The sequence below is a fragment of the Acidihalobacter aeolianus genome, assembly GCF_001753165.1.
GTDB classification, from domain to species: Bacteria; Pseudomonadota; Gammaproteobacteria; order DSM-5130; family Acidihalobacteraceae; genus Acidihalobacter; species Acidihalobacter aeolianus.
This window is the reverse complement of the sequence record NZ_CP017448.1, coordinates 14,317-33,190: the sequence shown is the minus strand read 5'-3', so window position 1 is coordinate 33,190 and position 18,874 is coordinate 14,317. Positions and strand designations below refer to the sequence as shown.

Below are 18,874 nucleotides of genomic sequence, written 5' to 3'. Positions count from 1 at the left end.
GCATTGCGTGAGGACCGGACATCCTTGCGGCGCGGCACGAACTCAAAACTTGTAGCCCCGGTGCACGGCGACGATGCCGCCGGTGAGGTTGTAGTAGTTGACGCGCTCGAAGCCGGCCGCCGCCATCATCTCCTGCAGGGTCTGCTGGTCGGGATGCATGCGGATGGATTCAGCGAGATAACGGTAGCTGTCGGCGTCGCCGGTCACCATGCGCCCCATCAACGGCAGGGCGGTGAAGGAATAGGCGTCGTAGACCTTGCCCAGCCCCGGCAACACGGGCTTGGAGAATTCCAGCACCAGCAGGCGGCCGCCGGGCCTGAGCACGCGGTACATCGAGCGCAGCGCGGCATCCTTGTCGGTGACGTTGCGCAGACCGAAGGCGATGGTGATCAGGTCGAAATGGTTGTCGGAGAAGGGCAGCGCCTCGGCGTTGACCTGCGCGAAGTGCAGATTGCCGACCACCCCTGCATCGATCAGCCGTTCGCGGCCGTGTTCGAGCATGGAGGCATTGATGTCAGCGAGCACCACTTCGCCCTCCGGCCCTACCAATCGCGAGAAACGCTCGGCCAGATCGCCGGTGCCGCCGGCGAGATCGAGCACGCGCTCGCCCTTGCGTACCGCCGCGAGATTGATCGCGTAGCGCTTCCACAGACGATGCACGCCGAAGGACATCAGATCGTTCATCACGTCGTAGCGGTCGGCCACCGAGTGGAATACCTGTGCCACCCGTTGCGCCTTCTCGTCGACCGGCACCTGTTGGTAACCGAAGTGCGTGGTGCCCTCGGCCTTGCCTTCCCGTTCGCTCATGACCGCTCCTCCGCGGGCGCCTGCCGCACATGACCGACCTCGGCCAGGCGGTCGAGATAGGCCTGCCAGTTGGCCGCCTGATTCTCGCCCAGTGCACGCAGATAGCGCCAGTCGTAGATACCCGTATCGTGGCCGTCGGAAAACACCAGCTTGATGGCGTAGTTGCCCACCGGCTCGATGCCGACGATATTCACGTCCTCCTTGCCGGTCTGCAGCACCTCCTGGCCCGGTCCGTGACCGCGCACTTCGGCGGACGGGGAAAATACGCGCAGGTACTCGCACGGCAGGCGGTAGCGTTCGCCGCCCTCGTAGGCCAGCTCCAGCACGCGCGACTGCTGATGCAGGCGGATTTCCGTGGGACGCTCGTTGCTCATCGTCTCGCCATACCTCCGGCTCGCGGGCCGCGCCGCGGCCCGAATGTTCGTTGCCTGTGCCGCGCTACAAGATGTAGCGGCTCAGATCCTCGTCCTGCGCCAGCCCACCGAGGGCCGCGTCGACCTGCGCGGCGTCGATGACCAGAGTTTCACCGTTGCGGTCGGGCGCCTCGTAGGACAGGTCCTCGAGCAGGCGCTCCATCACGGTATGCAGCCGACGGGCGCCGATGTTCTCGGTCCTTTCGTTCACCTCGAAGGCGATCGCACCAATGCGCTGTATCGCCTCGGGAGTGAATTCGACGGTCAGACCCTCGGTCGCCAGCAACGCGGTGTACTGCTCCACCAGCGAGGCGTCGGGCTCGGTCAGTATGCGCACGAAATCCTCGGCAGTAAGCGCATCGAGCTCGACGCGGATGGGCAGGCGCCCCTGCAGCTCGGGAATCAGGTCCGAGGGCTTGGACAGGTGGAACGCCCCCGAGGCGATGAACAGGATGTGATCGGTGCGTACCGTACCGTACTTGGTGCTCACCGTGCTGCCCTCGACCAGCGGCAGCAGATCGCGCTGCACGCCTTCGCGCGACACGTCCGCGCCGCCGTGTTCGCCGCGGCGGGCAACCTTGTCCAGCTCGTCGAGGAACACGATGCCGTTCTGTTCGACCTCGCGCACCGCCTGCAGCTTGAGCTCCTCGTCGTTGATCAGACGTTGCGCCTCTTCCTCGACCAGCAGGCGGCGGGCCTCGGCGATCTTCAGCTTGCGGCGCTGGGTGCGGCCACCCGATAGATTCTGGAACAGACCCTGCAGCTGCCCGGCCATCTCCTCCATGCCGGGCGGCGTCATGATCTCCACCCCGGAACCCAGCGCGGAGAGGTCGATCTCGATCTCGCGGTCGTCCAGTTCACCGTCGCGCAGCCGCTGACGGAATTTCTGCCGGGTCGAACCCTCGCCGGGCGAGGGCACCGCGGGCTCGGAGAGAAAGTCGCTGCGCGCCCTGGGCAACAGGGCGTCGAGAATGCGTTCCTCGGCCGCCTCCTCGGCGCGATAGCGCACCTTGTCCTTTTCGCTCTCGCGGGCCTGCTTGATGGCGATGTCGGCCAGATCACGGATGATCGATTCCACATCGCGGCCGACATAGCCCACTTCGGTGAACTTGGTCGCCTCGATCTTGATGAAGGGGGCATTGGCGAGCCGCGCCAGACGGCGCGCGATCTCGGTCTTGCCCACGCCGGTCGGGCCGATCATCAGGATATTTTTCGGCGTGACCTCCTGGCGCAGCGTCTCGGGCAGCTGCTGACGTCGCCAGCGATTGCGCAGCGCTATCGCCACGGCACGCTTGGCGGCTGCCTGGCCGACGATGTGTTTGTCGAGCTCCTCGACGATTTCACGCGGGGTCATCGGAATCATGGAACGGTCCTGAGGGACGCCGGCCGGACGATCATGCCTCCAGCGTCTCGATGGTCAGATTGCGATTGGTATAAATGCAGATGTCGGCGGCGATATTCAAGGCGCGCTCGGTGATCTCGCGCGCGTCGAGTTCGCTGCCCTCGAGCAGGGCACGCGCCGCCGCCTGGGCGAAGGAACCGCCCGAGCCGATGGCGATCAGCCCACCCTCGGGCTCGATCACGTCGCCGTTGCCGGAAATGATCAGCGAAACCTCGGCATCGGCCACGGCGAGCAACGCCTCGAGGCGGCGCAGGGCACGGTCGCTGCGCCAGTCCTTGGCCAGCTCCACCGCAGCGCGGGTCATGTTGCCGCCATGGCGCTCCAGCTGCCCCTCGAAGCGCTCGAACAGGGTGAAGGCGTCGGCGGTGCCGCCGGCGAAGCCGGCGAGTATTTGATTCTGGTACAGGCGGCGAACCTTGCGCGCATTGCCCTTCATGATCGTGTTGCCCAGGGTCACCTGGCCGTCGCCACCCATGGTGACGCTGCCGTTGCGCCGAACCGAGAGGATTGTCGTGCCTCGATACTGTTCCATTCCGCCGACCTCCGCCTGCACAGGCCGGGCATTCTAGCACTCTTGCCCGGAACGGGCGGGAGAGGCTAGCCGGCGTCGCTGCCGCCGCGGCGCCGGGCGCGCGGGTGGGCCTGATCGTAGACCGCGGCCAGGCGCTGGAAGTCGAGGTGCGTATAGACCTGCGTGGTGGAGATATTCGCGTGGCCCAGCAGCTCCTGTACCGCACGCAGATCCCCGGAGGATTCGAGCATGTGGCTGGCGAAGGCATGGCGCAGCAGATGTGGGTGTACTGCCGCGTCCAGGCCGTGGACGCGCGCTGCGCGCGTCAGGCGCTTCTGTACCGACCGGGCGCCAAGACGTCTCCCACCACGCCCCACGAACAGCGCCGCGACGTCGGGCGCCACCAGCGAGCCGCGCGCCCTCAGCCAGGCGCGCAGCGCAGCAACCGCCTGCCGGCCAACCGGCACGTCACGCGTCTTGCGCCCCTTGCCCGTCACCCGCACCATGCCAGCGGCAAGATCGAGGTCGACCAGATCCAGGGCGACGGTCTCCGCCAGGCGCAGCCCGGAGGAATACATGAGCTCGAACAGCGCCCGGTCGCGCATCTCCAGCGCCTCGTCGCCGCGCCCGGCAAGCAGGCGGTCCATTTGTTCCGGGCTGAGCACCTCGGGCAGACGGCGCGCGCCCTTGGGCGTGCGCAGGTCCAGCGCGGGATGACGCTCGACCCGCCCCTCGGCAAGCAGGAAACGATACAGGCCACGCACCGCCGATAGCCGGCGGCGCAGCGTCGGGGCACTCCTCCCGCGACGATGCTCGGCGGCGATGTAATCGCGCACGTCGTGACTGGTCGCCTGCAGCACCGCAACGCCGCGTTCCTGCAGGAAGGTCTCGAAAAAGGCGAGATCGCGGCGGTAGGCCGCAACGCTGTGGGGAGAATAATGGCGCTGTCCGGCCAGCGAATCGAGATAGTCCTCGATCGCCGGATCGCTCATATCCGCCCGAGTCGGCTGCTGACCGCCGTGCCGACCAGTTCGCCCAGATGGCCCAGGAAAAGCGTGCCCATGCCGGGCTGGAAGCGGGCCGCGTCGCGACTGCCGAGGGCCAACACGCCCAGCGGCTCGGCGTCGTAGAAGGGGATCATCACCGCCGAACCCAGCTGTTCGGCCGTTTCGCTGCCGAACAGCCAATCGAGCTGCCCCCGGTCCACCCGGCCGCAAACCGGGCGACGACGTTCGAAAAAGCCGGTGAAGTGTGTCAACCCCGGATCGTCGGCCGGACGCGAGTAGGGCGCGCCTTCGCCCGATTGTCCGATCAGCCGCACGACCACCTCATCGGCCTTGAATTCGTCGCGCAGCTGCTCGCGGGCGGTCGCCAGCACGCTGTCCAGGCTGTCGGCACGCAGCAGGCCCAGGCCCAGGTGGTGCAGATTGGCGCTGAGCTGCTCGTTCTCGCGCGCCAGTTGGATCAGATCGCCAAGCTTACGCTCAAGATGGCGGTTGCGCTCGCGCAGCACGCCCATCTGGCGCTCCACCAGCGATACCGCACCATGGGTCGGGTGCGGAAGGCGAAGTACTTCCAGCAGTGACAGATGGCGCTCGAAAAAATCGGGGGTGGCCCGCAGAAAGGCTTCGACATCCGCCTCGCTCAGGGACTCCTGAAAGGGTTCGCTCTTCGTTTGTCGATTCATTATCAGGCTACCCGCCCTTCATATACGGTGGAGACGGGCCCGGTCATTTTGAGTGATTTGCCCTCTCCCTCCCATCTAATCATAAGCCCGCCGCCCGTCAGGTCAACCGCCACGCTCTCCTCGAGCCAGCCGTTGTCGCGCCCGACCGCGACCGCGGCGCAGGCACCGCTGCCACAGGCCTGGGTTTCGCCCGCACCGCGCTCGAACACGCGCACGCGGACGTGTCGGGGCGAAACGATCTGCATGAAGCCGACGTTGACGCGCCGCGGGAAGCGGGGATGCGCCTCGATCTGCGGACCCAGAATGTTCACCGGCGCCGTCTCGATGTCGTCGACTAGCAGCACGACATGGGGGTTGCCCATCGAAACCGCGCCGACCTCGTAGCGCTCGCCGTCGACCTCGAGGATGTATGTGTGCGCGCGTGCAGGGGCATCGAAGGGGATCTGTTCCGGCGCGAAACGCGGCACGCCCATGTCCACGCAGACCTGGCCGTCCGGTTCCAGACGCAGGCGCATCAACCCTCCCAAGGTCATGACGCGGATCTCGGGGCCAGGGGCCAGGCCATGGTCGACGACAAAACGTGCGAAACATCGCGCGCCGTTGCCGCACTGCTCGACCTCGCCGCCATCTGCATTGAAGATGCGGTAGCGAAAGTCGGCCAACTCATCCATATCCTGCTCGACCAGCAGCAGTTGGTCGAAACCGATGCCGCGATGCCGATCCGCCAGTTTGCGCACGCGCTCGGGCGTCGGCTCGAAGTGTTGGCCGATGCCGTCGATCACGGCGAAATCGTTGCCGAGACCGTGCATCTTGGTGAATTTTAGCCCTTTTTGCTCCATCTCGCCACTCCGCGACAGGCCGTACTTCTTGAAACGCTAATAAACCTCAGCCATACTGCTGCGGTTCCCCTGCGGTTGTTTACGCGCTCGGAGCGTTGGCCCACTTGGGCGTGGGAACGGGTCTGCGGCGCGATGAAGCCATAGTATCACCCGCTCCATTCGCCGTAATTAATACAGTCTTTTCGGACTAAGATCGATGACAGTCGGGGCGCCGCCGGCGCACGACGCCACAACCTCGAAGTAAGGAGTGAATTACATGACGACTGCTAACAAGGAACTGGATGCCCGCGGCCTGAACTGCCCGCTGCCGATCCTGCGCACCAAGAAGGCCATCAACGAGCTGGGTTCCGGCGAAACCCTGAAAGTGATCGCCACCGACCCGGGCGCAGTCAAGGATTTCGAGGCCTTCTGCAAGCAGACCGGCAACGAACTGGTCGAGCACAGCGAAGCCGGCGGCGAGTTCACCTTCCTTCTACGCAAGTCCTGATCCTGGACTGATGCGCGGGAAACCGGGGCGCGCGGCGAGTTCGCCCGCCGCCCCGGCGTTTCCTCCAGCAGCTTAACGGCCTCGGCCGTGAATCATGCAATGCCGGTCGCTGACCGCGCGCACCGCGAATCCCTCCAACCCTGCCTCGCGCAACTGTCCTTCGAGCTCGTCGAGCGTGAAGGCCGCGCATAGGGAATTGTAGAAATCCTCCTGCAACACCTCGGGCTCGCCCGCGCAATAGCGGTCGCGCATCTGAGCCGCCGTCTCGCGGCTGTCCGGCCGCAGCAGATCGACCACGAAAACCGGCGCGCCGGGCGTCGCATAGCGGGCCACCGCCGCCCACAGCACCTGCGGATCATGCAGGTGATGCAGCAGGCTGTTGGAAATGACCGCGTCATAGCGGTCCCGCGGGGCCGCTTCGGCCGGCAGCAGGGCGCGGATCAGCTTGATCCGGCCCGCCAATCCTTCGGCCTCGATCCGCTCGCGCCCCGCCGCCATCATCGCCTCCGAGCCGTCGACGCCATCCACCAGCACGTCAGGGTATGCACGGGCAAAACGCAGGCTGATGTCACCCGGGCCGCAACCAAGATCGAGCGCAATGCCCCGGCCCTGCCAGTCCGGAAAGACTTCGCGGAACAGATCGATCACCCGCGCATGCGGCGCTTCGAAGTCGGCCTCCGCATAGGCGCGCGCCTGCGCCGGATCGAGCATGAGTTCGGGTTCAGGGATACGTTCCATCGTTCAGGATTCCATCGGGAGCAGGCGTTCTCCGGCCATCAACTGCGCCATCGATTCGCGTTCGCGGACGAGATGCAGGCGGTCGCCGTCGACCATCACTTCGGGCGGACGCGGACGCGCATTGTAGTTCGAGCTCATCGCGAAACCGTAGGCACCGACCGTGCGTATCGCGAGCAGATCGCCCGTGGCAATGCACAGATCGCGGTCCTTGCCGAGGAAGTCGCCGGTCTCGCAGACCGGCCCGACCACGTCGTAGCGCCGGGTCTCGCCGGTCCGCCTGCCAACCGGCAGGATTTCGTGCCAGCCCTGGTACAGCGCGGGACGGAGCAGATCGTTCATCGCCGCATCGACCACAGCGAACTGCTTGTGCGCGGTTTCCTTCAGGTATTCGACGCGCGTCAGCAGGATGCCGGCATTGCCCACGATCGCCCGGCCCGGTTCGAGCAGGATCTCCAGCAAGCGGTCGCCCAGTCTTTTCTTGATTGCGGCGGCATATTCGGCTGGGGACGGGGGGGATTCGTCGCGGTAGCGGATACCCAGACCGCCACCCAGATCGAGATGCCGGATCGCGATGCCCTCGGCCCGCAGACTCTCGATCAGCGCCAGGATGCGGTCCAGCGCGTCCAGGAACGGGGACAGGCGCGTCAACTGCGAACCGATGTGGCAGTCCACGCCGGCCACGTCGATGTGCGCCAGACCGGCCGCCCGGCGGTACACATCGCGGGCGACGTCGATATCGATGCCGAACTTGCTCTCCTTGAGCCCCGTGGCAATGTACGGATGCGTACCCGGATCGACGTCCGGGTTGACGCGCAGCGACACCGGCGCACGCACACCGAGCTCGCCCGCGACCGCGTTCAGGCGCTCCAGCTCGGGCACGGACTCGACGTTGAAACAGCGTATCCCGACCTCCAGTGCACGGCGCATATCGCTCGCCTGCTTGCCGATCCCGGAAAACACCACACGCGACGGATCGCCGCCAGCCTGCAGCACGCGCTCGAGTTCGCCTACGGACACGATATCGAAGCCCGAACCCAGTCGTGCCAGCAGGTTGAGCAGGGCGAGATTGCCGTTGGCCTTGACCGCGTAGCAGACAAGGTGGGGGTGATCGCCCAGCGCGCGGTCGAAGGCGTGCCAGTGACGCTCCAGCGTCGCACGCGAATAGACGTAGCACGGTGTGCCGTAGCGCTCAGCGATGTCCTCCAGCGACACGGCCTCGGCGTACAGCGCGTCACCCTGATAGACGAAATGATCCATACTCAGCCTCCCCCAGCGGGCGTGCCTGCCGCCGGCTTGTCGGCGGGCAGGTAAAGCGGGCCCTTGTGTCCACAGCCGGACACGGCGAGCGCGAGCAGTATCGCGCCGACGAGCGGCACGAGCCGCCGCAACCAGATTCGAGGCATGCAAACGTCCTTCGGCTGATGGGCACAAAAACGCGCACGAGTATATCTTAGGGGCACCGAGTTGACTGCCGTGCCGGCCTCGCAGGCAAGCGCCGCCCGGACAATCTCAAGGATACGCAATGCCACCCGACACCCTCGACTGCCTGGAAAACGGCGCCCGCACACCCCGACATACCCTCGTCTGGCTGCATGGCCTGGGCGCCGACGGCCACGACCTGAGCACGTTCGCAGGCCTGCTCCTGCCCGAAATGTCCGGCGTTCTGCGCCAGGTCTTCCCCCACGCGCCCTATCGTCACATCGCGCTGTGGGGCGGTGAGACCCGCGCCTGGTACGGTTTCGACAGCCTCGAATTCGGCACCAGCGAACATGCCGCCGACATCGACGAGTCCGTCGCCCTGATTCGCGAGGTGCTGGAACGCGAACGACGTATGCTGCCGCCCGACGGCCGTCTCATCCTCGGCGGCTTCTCGCAGGGCGGCGTAATCGCGCTCGCCGCGGGTCTGGCCGGAGACATTCGCATCGACGGCATCGTGGCGCTCTCGACCTACCTATGGGGCGAAGTACCCGATAAGCACCATGCGTTGCCCGTGTTCATGGCCCACGGCACCGACGATCCCGTCATCCCCCTCGCGCTGGCACGCAGCTCCGTCGGGCGTCTGCGCCAGGCCGGCATCGACGTGGACTGGTCCGAATATCCGATGCAGCATCAAATCTGCGATACCGAGATGGTCGATCTGGCCCGCTGGCTGCGGGCGCGTCTCGTCGCCCCACCCGAGCCCTCAACCGGCGGCTGACACGGCCTTGTCACAGGTCTATGCTGTCGACATGGATCTGGATGAGCAGAGGGCGGGACCGCTCGCCGCCAGCACGGGATTCGAACCCGCCGAACCGCTGTGGCAGCGCGTTCCCACGCGCATGCCGGACGGCCGTCCCGTCAGCGATTTCATGATGCTCATCCCGCGCCTGCGCCAGCAGCCGCCGCATATCCTCCAGCGCACCCTGCGCGAGATCGACGGCGTGCTCACGCGCTACCGCAGCGTGGTGCTGTTCGCGGATCTCAACCTCAAGATCAACACCCTTTGGGTCAGCGTGCGCCCGGTCCCCGGGATCTGCCTGGAACTGCCCGCGGCGGTGAAGCTATGTGTCCCCGAGGCAGTGCTGATCGGCCAGCCCCGGCCGCAAAGGACATGGCGAAGGCGCTGATCGCGCTTGGTGCCGCCCTGATCGTCGCGGGGCTCACCTGGCCCTGGCTCGCACGACTGGGCCTGGGCCGCCTGCCCGGCGATTTCGTGTTCCGCCGCGAGGGTTTCGTCTTCTATTTTCCGCTGACCACCTCGATCGTGGTCAGTGCGGTGATCGCGCTGCTGATCTGGCTGTTCAGGAAATAGAATCGCGCACGTCTGCCTAAGCCCTCAGCTCGGCCAGCCAGGCCTCCACGTCGACCGGCAAGTAACCGATGACCTCAAGCTGCCGGTCCTCGAATACATCGCGTCCGGGCAATGCCTGTTGCCAGGCCTCGATCGCGGCGTCGCGGTGCGTCAGCAGCGCATCGATATGCGGACGGAACAGGCGCAGCATGGCCGTGATCCAGCGATTGACCGGCCACGACGGATTCGCATGGTCGATGCAAAAACGCGACGCCAGGTCTGCGACCACTGGAGCGGGATACCAGGTCTCGCCGGTCACCCAGCGATTGGTGGTGAACAGGGCGACCGGATAGCCCCAGTCGTCCATGGCGATCGCCACCAGGTGTGCGATCGCCTCCCGGCCTTCCGGCCAGGCCTCATCGACGCGCATCGCCGCATAGGGCGCAGGCGGCTCGTCGAGCAGACCGGTACGGATAAAGGTGTGAAAGTGACCATGCTCTGTCGTGTCGTCACGGTGCGCGTGGTAGTAGTACTGCCCACGGCTGTCGGCGTCTCCGACCTCGTCGCGCGGGTAGTGCTCGTACTCGACGAACTCACCCTGACCGCGCAGGATTTCGCCGACCACGTTGAGTCCACCGCGCTCGAGCACCCGATAACACTCACGGATCTCGTCGCCGGCGGCGAGCAGGGCTGCCCGCTCGTCGGCGTCCAGTGTCGAGGCTTCCGGTAAGGGTGGAGGCGACAACTCCGGCGCGCAGTTCACATTCGCAACGTCCGGCTTCATCAGTACCCCCCAAGGCTCACGTGCTACATCCCCGACGACGAGCCTTGTCCGCTCATACCCTTCGAGGCACAGGGGGTCTTGCTGGAACAACCCTTCTTGCTGCCCATCTTCTTGGCTGCACACGGATTTTTCGACGCGCACGGACTCGACATCTTCGACATCTTGGGCGCACAGGGTTTGCATGGCGTGGCCGCGTACGCGGGCATCGCCGTACCGGCCGCAAGGCCGATCAAGGTGCTGCCCGCCAGGGCGATCGCGGTTTTCTTTGCTTTCGGGTTTCTCTGCATGGTCTCACTCCCTTGGATTTCCTCGAGTTTAGGGTTCAGGACTCTCCGTATGAGCAGGCTTCCTGAACAAGTTATGACCCCGGTTGGGCTTCGTGAGTTCGCTCGCCAGTCCCTGGTCACTCATTATCCAGCGTCGTACGCGCTTCCTTGATCCTCGCCCACACTGCGTTGGGCGCGGTGCCGCCGTAGTGGCCGCGGGCCGCGACGGAGCCTTCCAGAGTCAACACGTCGAAGACGTCCGGGCCGATCTGGTCGCTGAAGGCCTGCAGCTCGTCGAGCGGCAGTTCGCTGAGATCGAGGTCGCGCTCGATGCCGTGGCGCACGGCCTTGCCGACGACTTCGTGGGCATCGCGGAAGGGCACGCCCTTGCGCACCAGATAGTCGGCCAGGTCCGTGGCGGTGGCATAGCCCTGCATGGCGGCGGCGCGCATGCGCTCGCGGCGCGGCTCGATGGCCGGGACCATGTCGGCGAACATGCGCAGGCTGCCGCGCACAGTATCGACCGCATCGAACAGGGGTTCCTTGTCTTCCTGATTGTCCTTGTTGTAGGCGAGCGGCTGGCCTTTCATCAGGGTCAGCAGGCTGATCAGATCGCCGTTGACGCGGCCGGCCTTGCCACGCAGTAGCTCGGGTACGTCCGGATTCTTTTTCTGCGGCATGATCGACGAGCCGGTGCAGAAGCGGTCGGGCAGGTCGACGAAGCCGAACTGCGCCGAAGCCCACAGGATCATTTCCTCGGACATGCGCGAGAGGTGGGTCATGATGAGCGCGGCGGCGGCGCAGGTCTCGATCGCGAAGTCGCGATCGGACACGGCGTCGAGCGAGTTCGCCGCGACGCCCTCGAAGCCGAGCAGGCTGGCCGCGTAGGCGCGGTCGATGGGGTAGGTGGTGCCGGCAAGCGCGGCGGCGCCGAGCGGCATGACGTTGACCCGGCGACGCGCATCGCGCAGACGCGCGCTGTCGCGGGCGAGCATTTCGTACCAGGCGAGCAGGTGGTGGCCGAAGGTGACGGGCATGGCGACCTGCAGGTGGGTGAAACCGGGCATGATGGTGTCGGCCTCGCGCTCGGCGAGATCGAGCAGGCCGCGGCGCGCGCGCTTGAGTTCCGCGAGGATGTGGTCGATTTCCTCGCGCAGCCACAGACGGATGTCGGTGGCGACCTGGTCGTTGCGCGAGCGCCCGGTGTGCAGCTTCTTGCCCGCGGCGCCGATGCGCGCGGTCAGCCGCGCCTCGATGTTCATGTGCACGTCCTCGAGCCCCACGGACCACTCGAATTCGCCGCGCTCGATCTCGCCGAGGATCTCGTCCAGCCCGGCGACGATGTCGTCGCATTCGCGGTCGCCGAGCACGCCGACGTGGGCAAGCATGCGCGCATGCGCCTTGGAGCCCTCGATGTCGTGCCGGTAGAGCCGGCGGTCGAAGTCCACCGAGGCGGTGAAGGCCTCAACGAAGGCGTCCGTGGATTCGCTGAAACGCCCGCCCCAAAGTTTGTCGACACGCTGATCGCTCATCTTTCACCTCCTGTAGGTCAGCGAGTATACGCAACTTGCGTTTGCCGTCGAACTCGCCGAGTATCAGACGAAAAATTCGATAAACGACAGGCGCATGCGAGACGAGGGGAGCTTTTCGAACCATTTTTTTCTCCCGGATTTCTGCAGGGACAGCACGCTGTTGCTCGTCATCCTCATTGCCGAACTACTTGCTGTTGTACTGACCCTGGCGCACAGCGGCACATCGGAGCATTTCTGGCGCAGCCTGGCGCTGATTTCGCTGTTCGTACAATGGATCGCCTTGGGCTGGGTCGCCTTGCTTTGCCGTCTGGGGGCATGGCTGAACCGCCTCGCACCGGCAGCAGCAGCCGCTATCGCCTATGCCATCGTGCTGCTGATCACTCTGACGGTGTCCGCGCTGACCGTATGGCTTGCAAATCGCGTGATGCCCTCGACAACCGGCGACACCTCGCTCGATGCACAATTTGTGCTGAGAAACGCCTTGATCTGCGCCATCGTCGCCGCCGTGGGTCTACGCTACATGTACATGCAACATGAGTGGAAGCGGAACATCGAGGCCCGTACGGGTGCTCGGCTCGCCGCATTGCAGGCAAGAATTCGCCCGCACTTCCTGTTCAACAGCATGAACAGCATCGCGGCCCTGATCCGCAGCCGTCCCACCGTCGCAGAGACAGCAGTGCTCGATCTTGCAGAGGTCTTCCGTTCCGCGCTGGAGGAAAAGGATTGGTCCACGCTGAGCGAGGAATTCGAACTCAGCCGACACTATCTGGCGCTCGAGAGTCTGCGGCTGGGCGATCGGCTGCAGGTCGAGTGGGATGTCGAATCCGATTTGGGCGATGTACGGCTACCCGCACTGAGTCTACAACCGCTGGTGGAAAATGCCGTCTACCATGGCATTCAGCCGCGTCCGGAGGGTGGAGCGATTCGCATCGGTGCGCATCGCTCCAACACCTCGCTGCATATCAGCATCGACAACCCGTTACCGAGCGATAGCACCGCACAGCATCGCGGCAACGGCATCGCCGTCAGCAATCTCAAGGAAAGGCTTGCGCTGGCCTATAGGGGCGAAGCCCGATTGGAAACCCGCGTAGACGACGGCCGCTACCTTGTACAACTCACCTTGCCGATGGGAGACAACTATGCGCGTCATGATCGTGGATGACGAACCCCTGGCGCGCGAGCGGCTCAAGGCATTGCTGCTTGATTGCGGCGACTACGTCGTCTGCGGCGAGGCGTCCAACGGCGAAGAGGCGTTAAGAGTCGCTGCTAGCAGCCACCCCGATATCGTTTTGATGGATATCCGCATGCCAGGCATCGATGGCATGACGGCCGCACGCCGGTTGGCAGAACTACATGACGCTCCGGCGGTCATTTTCACCACCGCTTACGACCAGCACGCACTGTCCGCGTTTGAAGCTCAGGCGGCGGACTATCTGCTCAAACCGATACGCCGGGAACGGCTGCAGGAAGCACTGGCACGCGTTGGCCGATTGACCCGTCCACAGCTGGCCAGCGCACAACAGGCCGCGGAGCAGGTTGAACCCGAGGGCCGCAGCCATTTGTGTGCCCGCTCGCGTGGCCGCATCGAACTGGTACCTATCGAGGATGTGTACTACCTGCAGGCCGATCACAAGTACGTCACGGTTCGCCATCCGCGCGGCGAGATTTTGATCGAGGAATCGCTGAAGACTCTGGAGGAGGAGTTCGCCGCACGCTTTCTGCGCATCCACCGCAACGCACTGGTGGCGCGCGCGCATGTTGCCGGGCTCGAACGCGACGCGCGGGGACGTTTGATCGTTTACTTCAAGGGTATCGGCGACCGCCTCGAAGTCAGCCGCCGACACGCGGCCGAAGTGCGTGACGCGGTGCAGCATCTGTAAGCCGGGTGCGCAGGCGTTCTCCGGCCCGGTCTATCGCTTCGTCAAGAAAGGCGCCATAGAAATCCGGCGACGTCAGACCGACCAGCGGCGGTGTCAGCAGGGTACCGTCCGGAGCCAGCAGTACGATCGTGGGCGTCAGCGCGACATGGTAACGCGCAGCGAACCGGGCCGGTTCGATCCAGCGCCCGTCGAAATCGCGTATCTTCAGCGGCGAGTCCTTGTGCAATTGCAGCATGACGACGCGCTCGCGATAGTCGCCGCTGATGATCATAGGTTCGAGAAAATCCTCGCGCACGGCCTCGCAATAGGGACAGCCGTCCTGGGCGATTTCGATGAGTATGGGGCGCGAGCCCGCGCTGGCCGCGACCGCGGCGAGGTCGTGCGCCTCGGGCAAACCGCCTGCATGTGCCGAACCGGCCAGCAGCGAGAGCGCAGCGACTACGGCCAGCCAATACCGGTACCCACGTAAGCTCACGCCTCCCCCCGCCGCCGTGCGGCCCAATGCACTTATTGAATCCTATATACTCTTATGCTGGTTTAAAGCAACTCGAGTGGATATGACCCAACGCCTCAGGATAGCCACCCGCAAGAGCCCGCTCGCCGTGTGGCAGGCCGAAGAAGTCGCAGGGCGCCTGAAGGCGCTGCACCCGCAGCTTGAAATTGAACTCGTGCGGATGAGCACTCGCGGCGACCAGATTCTCGACAGCCCGCTTGCGAAAATCGGCGGCAAGGGTCTGTTCGTCAAGGAGCTGGAACAAGCCTTGCTGAGCGGCGAGGCCGATATCGCCGTGCATTCGATGAAGGATGTACCGGTCGAGTTTCCACCCGGCCTGGGTCTGCCGGTCGTGCTGGAACGCGACAGTCCTTTCGATGCGTTCGTCTCAAACCGCTACGACACACCTGCGGATATGCCTGTCGACGCCCATGTGGGCAGCGCAAGCCTGCGACGGCAGGCACAGATCATGTCACGATTCCCTCGCTTCAAGGTCAGTCCGTTGCGCGGCAACGTCAACACCCGCCTGGCCAAACTGGACGCCGGCGAATTCGATGCGATCATCCTCGCCGCCTCGGGCTTGCGCAGGCTCGGGCTGTCCGAGCGGATTCGAAGCGTGCTCGATGCGGGCGATTCGCTGCCCGCCATCGGACAGGGCGCTCTCGGCATCGAAACCCGGCTTGACGACAGCCGGGTGATGAATCTCGTCGCGCCGCTCGACGATGCGGATACGCACTGCTGCGTGCGGGCCGAGCGTGCACTGAACGCGCGCCTCAACGGCGGCTGTCAGGTGCCGATTGCTGGATACGCCACGCTAGAGGGTGGGCGCCTGCGGATGCGCGGACTGGTCGGCACGCCCGACGGCACCCGCATCCACCGCGCCGAGGCAGACGGACCGCTCGACATGCCTGAGGCACTGGGCACTGCCATCGCCGAAAACCTGCTCGCGCAAGGCGCCGGCGAGATTCTCGCCGCCCTCGGCATCGAGCAGCAGGCGCCGGCGCGCTAGGTCCGGGCGGCCATCCATGAGCATGCCTGACCGCATATCGCCCGTACCACTCTCCGGGCTCGGCGTCGTCATCACGCGCCCATCACATCAGGCCGACGAGTTGTGCGCACGTATTGAGGCAGCGGGCGGGCGGGCGATCCGCTATCCCGTCCTAGAGATCCTCGATCCGGTGGACCGTTCACCACTGCTCGAACTGATCGACCGGCTTGACGAATTCGACCTCGCCATCTTCATCAGCCCAAACGCGGTTCACAAGGTGCTGAATCTGGTCAAGGCGCGACGGTCCTGGCCCGATTCCGTTGAAATTGCCGCCATCGGCGCGAAGTCGGCGCGTGCAATCGAGCAGTATGGCCTCTCCGTGGCGATCCGCCCCGGACGCCGTTTCGACAGCGAAGCCCTGCTCGAGGTCGAATCTATGCGGGACATGCGTGGTCGCAAGGTGGTCATCTTCCGCGGAGACGGTGGTCGCGAAGTGCTTGGCGACACTCTACGCGAACGGGGGGCAAAGGTCGTCTACGCCAATGCCTACCGCCGCGGCAAACCCTCTTCCGACAGCGGCGCGCTGCTATACCACTGGTCCCGCGGAGAAGTCGGCGTAATCATGATCACCAGCACCGAAGGGCTGCATAACCTGCTTGATATGGTCGGCAAATTGGGTCAGATGTGGCTTCGCAAGACACCATTGATCGTGGGTAGCGAACGCATTGCCGCGACTGCACGTGAGTTGGGCCACCAGTTGCCTATTATCGTTGCGGACGATCCCAGCGACGAAGCCATGTATGACACTTTGGCCGCCTGGGCCGGACAACGGGATGCCACATGAGCACGACCGAACCCACAGCCGAAAAACCGGAAGAAGCCACCGCCCCCCCCGAGACGGAGGTAACAGAAGCCGTTTCACAGGAGAATGCGCCAGCGTCACCACAGCCGCAGAAATCAGGGCGTGCGGCTTGGGCCGCGACCATCGGCCTGCTGCTGGCGGTTATTGCCATCCTCTTAGGATGCGCTGGGTTTGGCGTCGGTTACTGGGCCTGGCAGCAGATGCACAACACCCTGGCGATGCAGGCCGCTCAAATCCAGACCCTGAAACAGGCACTCTCCGACAAGGCCTCGCGCGACCATCTTGCTGCCTACGCCGACAAGACCGACCAGCTTGAGGCGCAGCAACAGGCGCAGGCGCAGGCATTGAACGCATTTGGCAAGGCGCTGCGTCAGAGCCAGATTCTCAATCAGCGTGACCAACGCGGCTGGACGCTGGCAGAGGCCGAATACCTGATGCGCATCGCCCGATATCGGCTTGATCTGCTGCGCGACCCTCAGGGTGCAGCAGACGCCCTCTCGCAGGCGGATGAACGACTTGCGCGTCTGGGTGACCCAGAGATGTTGCCGGTACGCCGGGATCTCGCAGCCGAAATACAAGCGCTTCGTGACTACCAGGGGCCGGACAAGGTTGGCATCTTGCTGCGTCTCGATCAGGTCATGAGTCAGATCCTGCTGCCGACACCGCTGGGTGCGGCGTTGCTCGATCATAGCGGACAGTCTGCACCTGAAACGGCTACGCAGAAGTCTGGCGGAACAGGCGGTTTGCGTGGTTTCCTTGCGACCGTCTGGGATAGCATCTCAGATCATGTCAGCATCCGACATTACCCACAGCGGATCAACGACCTTGCGGTGGTCACCAGCCAGGGACAAGCAGCCCAATCGCTATACCTTTATCTGGAAAACGCCCGTGCAGCTGTCCTGGCCGGGGACAACACGACCTACCATCAGGCCATCGGCGACGTTTTGAACACGCTCAAACAAACCTCGGGCGATCCGGCTTTGCGTGCCGGCATCGCGCAGACCCTGAATAAGCTCGAAGCGATAGACATCGCGCCTTCGCTGCCGAAGATCGGGGCCGCACTGGCTCGGCTGCAGAAGCTTGCCGCACCGAAAAACACCGAGGCGCACGGCTAATGAAATTTCTCTTCCTCGGGCTCCTCGCGATGCTGGCCACCGGCGCCGTCGTCTATTGGGCGATGCAAGACCCGGGCTATGCCGTACTTGCCTGGGGTCACTGGTCCGTCGAGCTTTCCCTGGTCGATCTTGTGGTCGTGCTGGTAGTGTTGTTTGCCGCACTGTATGCCGTGCTTCGCCTGCTAAATCGCATCTGGCGCGCCCCCCGAGACCTTTCCACGCGCCTGCACCTGCGCCGCGCCGAACGCGCACGCCGCGGGCTAACTCGCGGATTGATCGAGCTTGCCGAGGGCCGTTGGCATGCCTCAGAGCGGCTGCTGCTACGCAGCGCAAGCGGTAGCCAGACACCACTACTGAACTTCCTTGCTGCTGCCAGAAGCGCACAAATGCAGCAGGCCTACGACAGACGTGACGAATATCTGCGCCGGGCCCTTGAAAGCAATCCCAATGCTCACATTGCCGTGGAGCTCACCCAGGCAGAGCTTCAACTCGCGCATGGTCAGACGGAGCAAGCCCTGGCCACACTGAACCATTTGCGCGAAGTAGCTCCGGATCATGCCTATGTCTCCAAGCTCCTTGGACGCCTTTACCTGCAGCTTAACGATTGGGAGGCCCTGGCCAAGCTGCTGCCAAAACTGCGCCGCACCACGGCGTTGAGCCCTGAGCGCGTCGAGGACCTTGAGATCAAGGTTCTTAGCGGGCTCTTTACACGCCAGACCGAAAACGCTGACCTCGCTCACCTGACCGGTTTTTGGGAAGCACTGCCGCGCAAAAGCCGTCAGCGCCCTGAATTGATTGGAATCTACGTCGACCAGTTGATTGCCCGAGGTGAACCGGCGCTTGCCGAAAAGCTGCTATCTCGCAGTCTCAATCGCAGCTGGAGCGATGAACTTGCTGCACGTTATGGGGCGCTTGATCTACCCGATACCGCCCCACAGCTGCGCCAGGCAGAAAACTGGCTACGTGCCAACCCGCACAATGCAGCCTTGCTGTTGAGTCTGGCCCGCATCAGCCGCTCGGCGCAGCTTTGGGGGAAATCCCGCAGCTATTACGAAGCCAGCCTCGGCGAGCACCCTAGCGGAGAGGGCTATCTCGAACTTGGCGAATTGCTTGTACACATGGGTGAGCATGAAGCAGCCAGCGACTGTTACCATCGGGGTCTGAGCCTTATGGTGCATGGCAACCACAAGGTTGAACGAATCGGACAGCGGCTTGAACGTGATCGCTACATCAGACCGCAGATCAGTGAGCGCCTAGTCAGTGATGTCGACGATATCTACACCGTTTAGACCAAGCTGCG

The 18,874-nt window shown here is 64.4% G+C and carries 24 protein-coding genes; 10 read left to right on the top strand and 14 right to left on the bottom strand.

Going from position 1 to position 18,874, the window contains the following annotated elements; genetic code table 11:
* Positions 1 to 42 precede the first annotated feature (42 nt).
* The 7 genes from ubiE to dapF all read right to left on the bottom strand — a co-directional run bounded on the left by ubiE (position 43) and on the right by dapF (position 5,659).
* Complete coding sequence (ubiE, locus tag BJI67_RS00170; protein ID WP_070071288.1) at positions 43 to 807, bottom strand: bifunctional demethylmenaquinone methyltransferase/2-methoxy-6-polyprenyl-1,4-benzoquinol methylase UbiE; 765 nt, start codon at positions 805 to 807, stop codon at positions 43 to 45.
* On the bottom strand, positions 804 to 1,181 hold the full coding sequence (locus BJI67_RS00165) for a gamma-butyrobetaine hydroxylase-like domain-containing protein (RefSeq protein WP_070071287.1): 378 nt from the start codon (positions 1,179 to 1,181) through the stop codon (positions 804 to 806). Before BJI67_RS00165 ends, ubiE begins: the two co-directional genes overlap by 4 nt.
* A gap of 64 nt (positions 1,182 to 1,245) precedes the next feature.
* The gene (hslU, locus tag BJI67_RS00160; RefSeq protein WP_070071286.1) at positions 1,246 to 2,583 is read right to left on the bottom strand and encodes an ATP-dependent protease ATPase subunit HslU; all 1,338 of its coding nucleotides are present in this window, start codon (positions 2,581 to 2,583) and stop codon (positions 1,246 to 1,248) included.
* 31 nt (positions 2,584 to 2,614) lie between these two features.
* Positions 2,615 to 3,154 carry an ATP-dependent protease subunit HslV gene (gene hslV / locus BJI67_RS00155; protein ID WP_070071285.1) on the bottom strand — a complete coding sequence of 180 codons (540 nt, stop codon included), beginning with the start codon at positions 3,152 to 3,154 and terminating at the stop codon, positions 2,615 to 2,617.
* 65 nt (positions 3,155 to 3,219) lie between these two features.
* A complete protein-coding gene (xerC, locus tag BJI67_RS00150) occupies positions 3,220 to 4,125 on the bottom strand; it encodes a tyrosine recombinase XerC (RefSeq protein ID WP_070071284.1) in 906 nt (301 codons plus the stop codon).
* Positions 4,122 to 4,820 carry a DUF484 family protein gene (locus BJI67_RS00145; RefSeq protein WP_070071283.1) on the bottom strand — a complete coding sequence of 233 codons (699 nt, stop codon included), beginning with the start codon at positions 4,818 to 4,820 and terminating at the stop codon, positions 4,122 to 4,124. The genes xerC and BJI67_RS00145 overlap by 4 nt, the downstream gene beginning before the upstream one ends.
* A gap of 2 nt (positions 4,821 to 4,822) precedes the next feature.
* Positions 4,823 to 5,659, bottom strand: a complete 837-nt coding sequence (dapF, locus tag BJI67_RS00140) for a diaminopimelate epimerase (RefSeq protein ID WP_070071282.1) — start codon at positions 5,657 to 5,659, stop codon at positions 4,823 to 4,825.
* Between the two features lie 256 nt (positions 5,660 to 5,915).
* Between dapF and BJI67_RS00135 the strand changes: the two genes are divergently transcribed.
* The gene (locus tag BJI67_RS00135) at positions 5,916 to 6,146 is read left to right on the top strand and encodes a sulfurtransferase TusA family protein (RefSeq protein ID WP_070071281.1); all 231 of its coding nucleotides are present in this window, start codon (positions 5,916 to 5,918) and stop codon (positions 6,144 to 6,146) included.
* Positions 6,147 to 6,218: 72 nt separating this feature from the next.
* On the opposite strand, the gene BJI67_RS00130 is transcribed toward BJI67_RS00135, so the two are convergent.
* Genes BJI67_RS00130 through lptM form a run of 3 tightly spaced genes read right to left on the bottom strand, consistent with a single transcriptional unit; the run spans position 6,219 to position 8,287 of the window.
* Complete coding sequence (locus BJI67_RS00130) at positions 6,219 to 6,884, bottom strand: class I SAM-dependent methyltransferase (RefSeq protein WP_070071280.1); 666 nt, start codon at positions 6,882 to 6,884, stop codon at positions 6,219 to 6,221.
* Between the two features lie 3 nt (positions 6,885 to 6,887).
* Positions 6,888 to 8,141 carry a diaminopimelate decarboxylase gene (gene lysA / locus BJI67_RS00125; protein ID WP_070071279.1) on the bottom strand — a complete coding sequence of 418 codons (1,254 nt, stop codon included), beginning with the start codon at positions 8,139 to 8,141 and terminating at the stop codon, positions 6,888 to 6,890.
* Positions 8,142 to 8,143: 2 nt separating this feature from the next.
* A complete protein-coding gene (gene lptM / locus BJI67_RS17155) occupies positions 8,144 to 8,287 on the bottom strand; it encodes an LPS translocon maturation chaperone LptM (RefSeq protein ID WP_156781967.1) in 144 nt (47 codons plus the stop codon).
* 119 nt (positions 8,288 to 8,406) lie between these two features.
* On the opposite strand from lptM, the gene BJI67_RS00120 reads away from it, so the two are divergent.
* Genes BJI67_RS00120 through BJI67_RS00110 form a run of 3 tightly spaced genes read left to right on the top strand, consistent with a single transcriptional unit; the run spans position 8,407 to position 9,675 of the window.
* Complete coding sequence (locus BJI67_RS00120; RefSeq protein WP_070071278.1) at positions 8,407 to 9,081, top strand: alpha/beta hydrolase; 675 nt, start codon at positions 8,407 to 8,409, stop codon at positions 9,079 to 9,081.
* A gap of 7 nt (positions 9,082 to 9,088) precedes the next feature.
* The gene (locus tag BJI67_RS00115) at positions 9,089 to 9,490 is read left to right on the top strand and encodes a hypothetical protein (RefSeq protein ID WP_231940871.1); all 402 of its coding nucleotides are present in this window, start codon (positions 9,089 to 9,091) and stop codon (positions 9,488 to 9,490) included.
* Positions 9,475 to 9,675 (top strand): DUF2905 domain-containing protein, encoded by a 201-nt coding sequence (locus BJI67_RS00110; protein ID WP_070071276.1) that lies wholly within the window; start codon positions 9,475 to 9,477, stop codon positions 9,673 to 9,675. The genes BJI67_RS00115 and BJI67_RS00110 overlap by 16 nt, the downstream gene beginning before the upstream one ends.
* A 16-nt stretch (positions 9,676 to 9,691) precedes the next feature.
* Here BJI67_RS00110 and BJI67_RS00105 read toward each other — a convergent pair whose 3' ends face one another.
* The 3 genes from BJI67_RS00105 to argH all read right to left on the bottom strand — a co-directional run bounded on the left by BJI67_RS00105 (position 9,692) and on the right by argH (position 12,236).
* Positions 9,692 to 10,438 carry a DUF6969 family protein gene (locus BJI67_RS00105; RefSeq protein WP_083250491.1) on the bottom strand — a complete coding sequence of 249 codons (747 nt, stop codon included), beginning with the start codon at positions 10,436 to 10,438 and terminating at the stop codon, positions 9,692 to 9,694.
* Between the two features lie 23 nt (positions 10,439 to 10,461).
* Positions 10,462 to 10,725 carry a hypothetical protein gene (locus BJI67_RS17150; protein WP_156781966.1) on the bottom strand — a complete coding sequence of 88 codons (264 nt, stop codon included), beginning with the start codon at positions 10,723 to 10,725 and terminating at the stop codon, positions 10,462 to 10,464.
* 116 nt (positions 10,726 to 10,841) lie between these two features.
* Entirely contained in the window at positions 10,842 to 12,236 is a 1,395-nt protein-coding gene (argH, locus tag BJI67_RS00095) for an argininosuccinate lyase (protein WP_070071274.1), read from the bottom strand.
* A 160-nt stretch (positions 12,237 to 12,396) separates the two neighbouring features.
* On the opposite strand from argH, the gene BJI67_RS00090 reads away from it, so the two are divergent.
* Both BJI67_RS00090 and BJI67_RS00085 read left to right on the top strand, forming a co-directional pair.
* The gene (locus tag BJI67_RS00090) at positions 12,397 to 13,398 is read left to right on the top strand and encodes a sensor histidine kinase (RefSeq protein ID WP_197513185.1); all 1,002 of its coding nucleotides are present in this window, start codon (positions 12,397 to 12,399) and stop codon (positions 13,396 to 13,398) included.
* The gene (locus BJI67_RS00085) at positions 13,376 to 14,116 is read left to right on the top strand and encodes a LytR/AlgR family response regulator transcription factor (protein WP_070071272.1); all 741 of its coding nucleotides are present in this window, start codon (positions 13,376 to 13,378) and stop codon (positions 14,114 to 14,116) included. Before BJI67_RS00090 ends, BJI67_RS00085 begins: the two co-directional genes overlap by 23 nt.
* Here BJI67_RS00085 and BJI67_RS00080 read toward each other — a convergent pair.
* On the bottom strand, positions 14,067 to 14,591 hold the full coding sequence (locus BJI67_RS00080) for a thioredoxin family protein (RefSeq protein WP_070071271.1): 525 nt from the start codon (positions 14,589 to 14,591) through the stop codon (positions 14,067 to 14,069). The two genes, BJI67_RS00085 and BJI67_RS00080, sit on opposite strands and share 50 nt — an antisense overlap.
* Positions 14,592 to 14,673: 82 nt before the next feature.
* Between BJI67_RS00080 and hemC the strand changes: the two genes are divergently transcribed.
* From hemC to BJI67_RS00060, 4 genes are read left to right on the top strand one after another with little or no spacing between them, the layout of a single operon-like run.
* Entirely contained in the window at positions 14,674 to 15,618 is a 945-nt protein-coding gene (hemC, locus tag BJI67_RS00075) for a hydroxymethylbilane synthase (RefSeq protein WP_070071270.1), read from the top strand.
* A gap of 16 nt (positions 15,619 to 15,634) precedes the next feature.
* Entirely contained in the window at positions 15,635 to 16,441 is an 807-nt protein-coding gene (locus BJI67_RS00070; protein ID WP_070071269.1) for a uroporphyrinogen-III synthase, read from the top strand.
* On the top strand, positions 16,438 to 17,574 hold the full coding sequence (locus BJI67_RS00065) for a uroporphyrinogen-III C-methyltransferase (protein WP_070071268.1): 1,137 nt from the start codon (positions 16,438 to 16,440) through the stop codon (positions 17,572 to 17,574). The genes BJI67_RS00070 and BJI67_RS00065 overlap by 4 nt, the downstream gene beginning before the upstream one ends.
* Positions 17,574 to 18,863, top strand: a complete 1,290-nt coding sequence (locus tag BJI67_RS00060) for a heme biosynthesis protein HemY (RefSeq protein WP_070071267.1) — start codon at positions 17,574 to 17,576, stop codon at positions 18,861 to 18,863. Before BJI67_RS00065 ends, BJI67_RS00060 begins: the two co-directional genes overlap by 1 nt.
* Positions 18,864 to 18,874 lie beyond the last annotated feature (11 nt).

Bases quoted from the DNA above. Each gene is read 5' to 3' on its own strand.
- ubiE (WP_070071288.1), bottom strand. From the start codon at position 807: ATGAGCGAACGGGAAGGCAAGGCCGAGGGCACCACGCACTTCGGTTAC.
- BJI67_RS00165 (WP_070071287.1), bottom strand. From the start codon at position 1,181: ATGAGCAACGAGCGTCCCACGGAAATCCGCCTGCATCAGCAGTCGCGC.
- hslU (WP_070071286.1), bottom strand. From the start codon at position 2,583: ATGATTCCGATGACCCCGCGTGAAATCGTCGAGGAGCTCGACAAACAC.
- hslV (WP_070071285.1), bottom strand. From the start codon at position 3,154: ATGGAACAGTATCGAGGCACGACAATCCTCTCGGTTCGGCGCAACGGC.
- xerC (WP_070071284.1), bottom strand. From the start codon at position 4,125: ATGAGCGATCCGGCGATCGAGGACTATCTCGATTCGCTGGCCGGACAG.
- BJI67_RS00145 (WP_070071283.1), bottom strand. From the start codon at position 4,820: ATGAATCGACAAACGAAGAGCGAACCCTTTCAGGAGTCCCTGAGCGAG.
- dapF (WP_070071282.1), bottom strand. From the start codon at position 5,659: ATGGAGCAAAAAGGGCTAAAATTCACCAAGATGCACGGTCTCGGCAAC.
- BJI67_RS00135 (WP_070071281.1), top strand. From the start codon at position 5,916: ATGACGACTGCTAACAAGGAACTGGATGCCCGCGGCCTGAACTGCCCG.
- BJI67_RS00130 (WP_070071280.1), bottom strand. From the start codon at position 6,884: ATGGAACGTATCCCTGAACCCGAACTCATGCTCGATCCGGCGCAGGCG.
- lysA (WP_070071279.1), bottom strand. From the start codon at position 8,141: ATGGATCATTTCGTCTATCAGGGTGACGCGCTGTACGCCGAGGCCGTG.
- lptM (WP_156781967.1), bottom strand. From the start codon at position 8,287: ATGCCTCGAATCTGGTTGCGGCGGCTCGTGCCGCTCGTCGGCGCGATA.
- BJI67_RS00120 (WP_070071278.1), top strand. From the start codon at position 8,407: ATGCCACCCGACACCCTCGACTGCCTGGAAAACGGCGCCCGCACACCC.
- BJI67_RS00110 (WP_070071276.1), top strand. From the start codon at position 9,475: ATGGCGAAGGCGCTGATCGCGCTTGGTGCCGCCCTGATCGTCGCGGGG.
- BJI67_RS00105 (WP_083250491.1), bottom strand. From the start codon at position 10,438: ATGAAGCCGGACGTTGCGAATGTGAACTGCGCGCCGGAGTTGTCGCCT.
- BJI67_RS17150 (WP_156781966.1), bottom strand. From the start codon at position 10,725: ATGCAGAGAAACCCGAAAGCAAAGAAAACCGCGATCGCCCTGGCGGGC.
- argH (WP_070071274.1), bottom strand. From the start codon at position 12,236: ATGAGCGATCAGCGTGTCGACAAACTTTGGGGCGGGCGTTTCAGCGAA.
- BJI67_RS00085 (WP_070071272.1), top strand. From the start codon at position 13,376: ATGCGCGTCATGATCGTGGATGACGAACCCCTGGCGCGCGAGCGGCTC.
- hemC (WP_070071270.1), top strand. From the start codon at position 14,674: ATGACCCAACGCCTCAGGATAGCCACCCGCAAGAGCCCGCTCGCCGTG.
- BJI67_RS00070 (WP_070071269.1), top strand. From the start codon at position 15,635: ATGAGCATGCCTGACCGCATATCGCCCGTACCACTCTCCGGGCTCGGC.
- BJI67_RS00065 (WP_070071268.1), top strand. From the start codon at position 16,438: ATGAGCACGACCGAACCCACAGCCGAAAAACCGGAAGAAGCCACCGCC.
- BJI67_RS00060 (WP_070071267.1), top strand. From the start codon at position 17,574: ATGAAATTTCTCTTCCTCGGGCTCCTCGCGATGCTGGCCACCGGCGCC.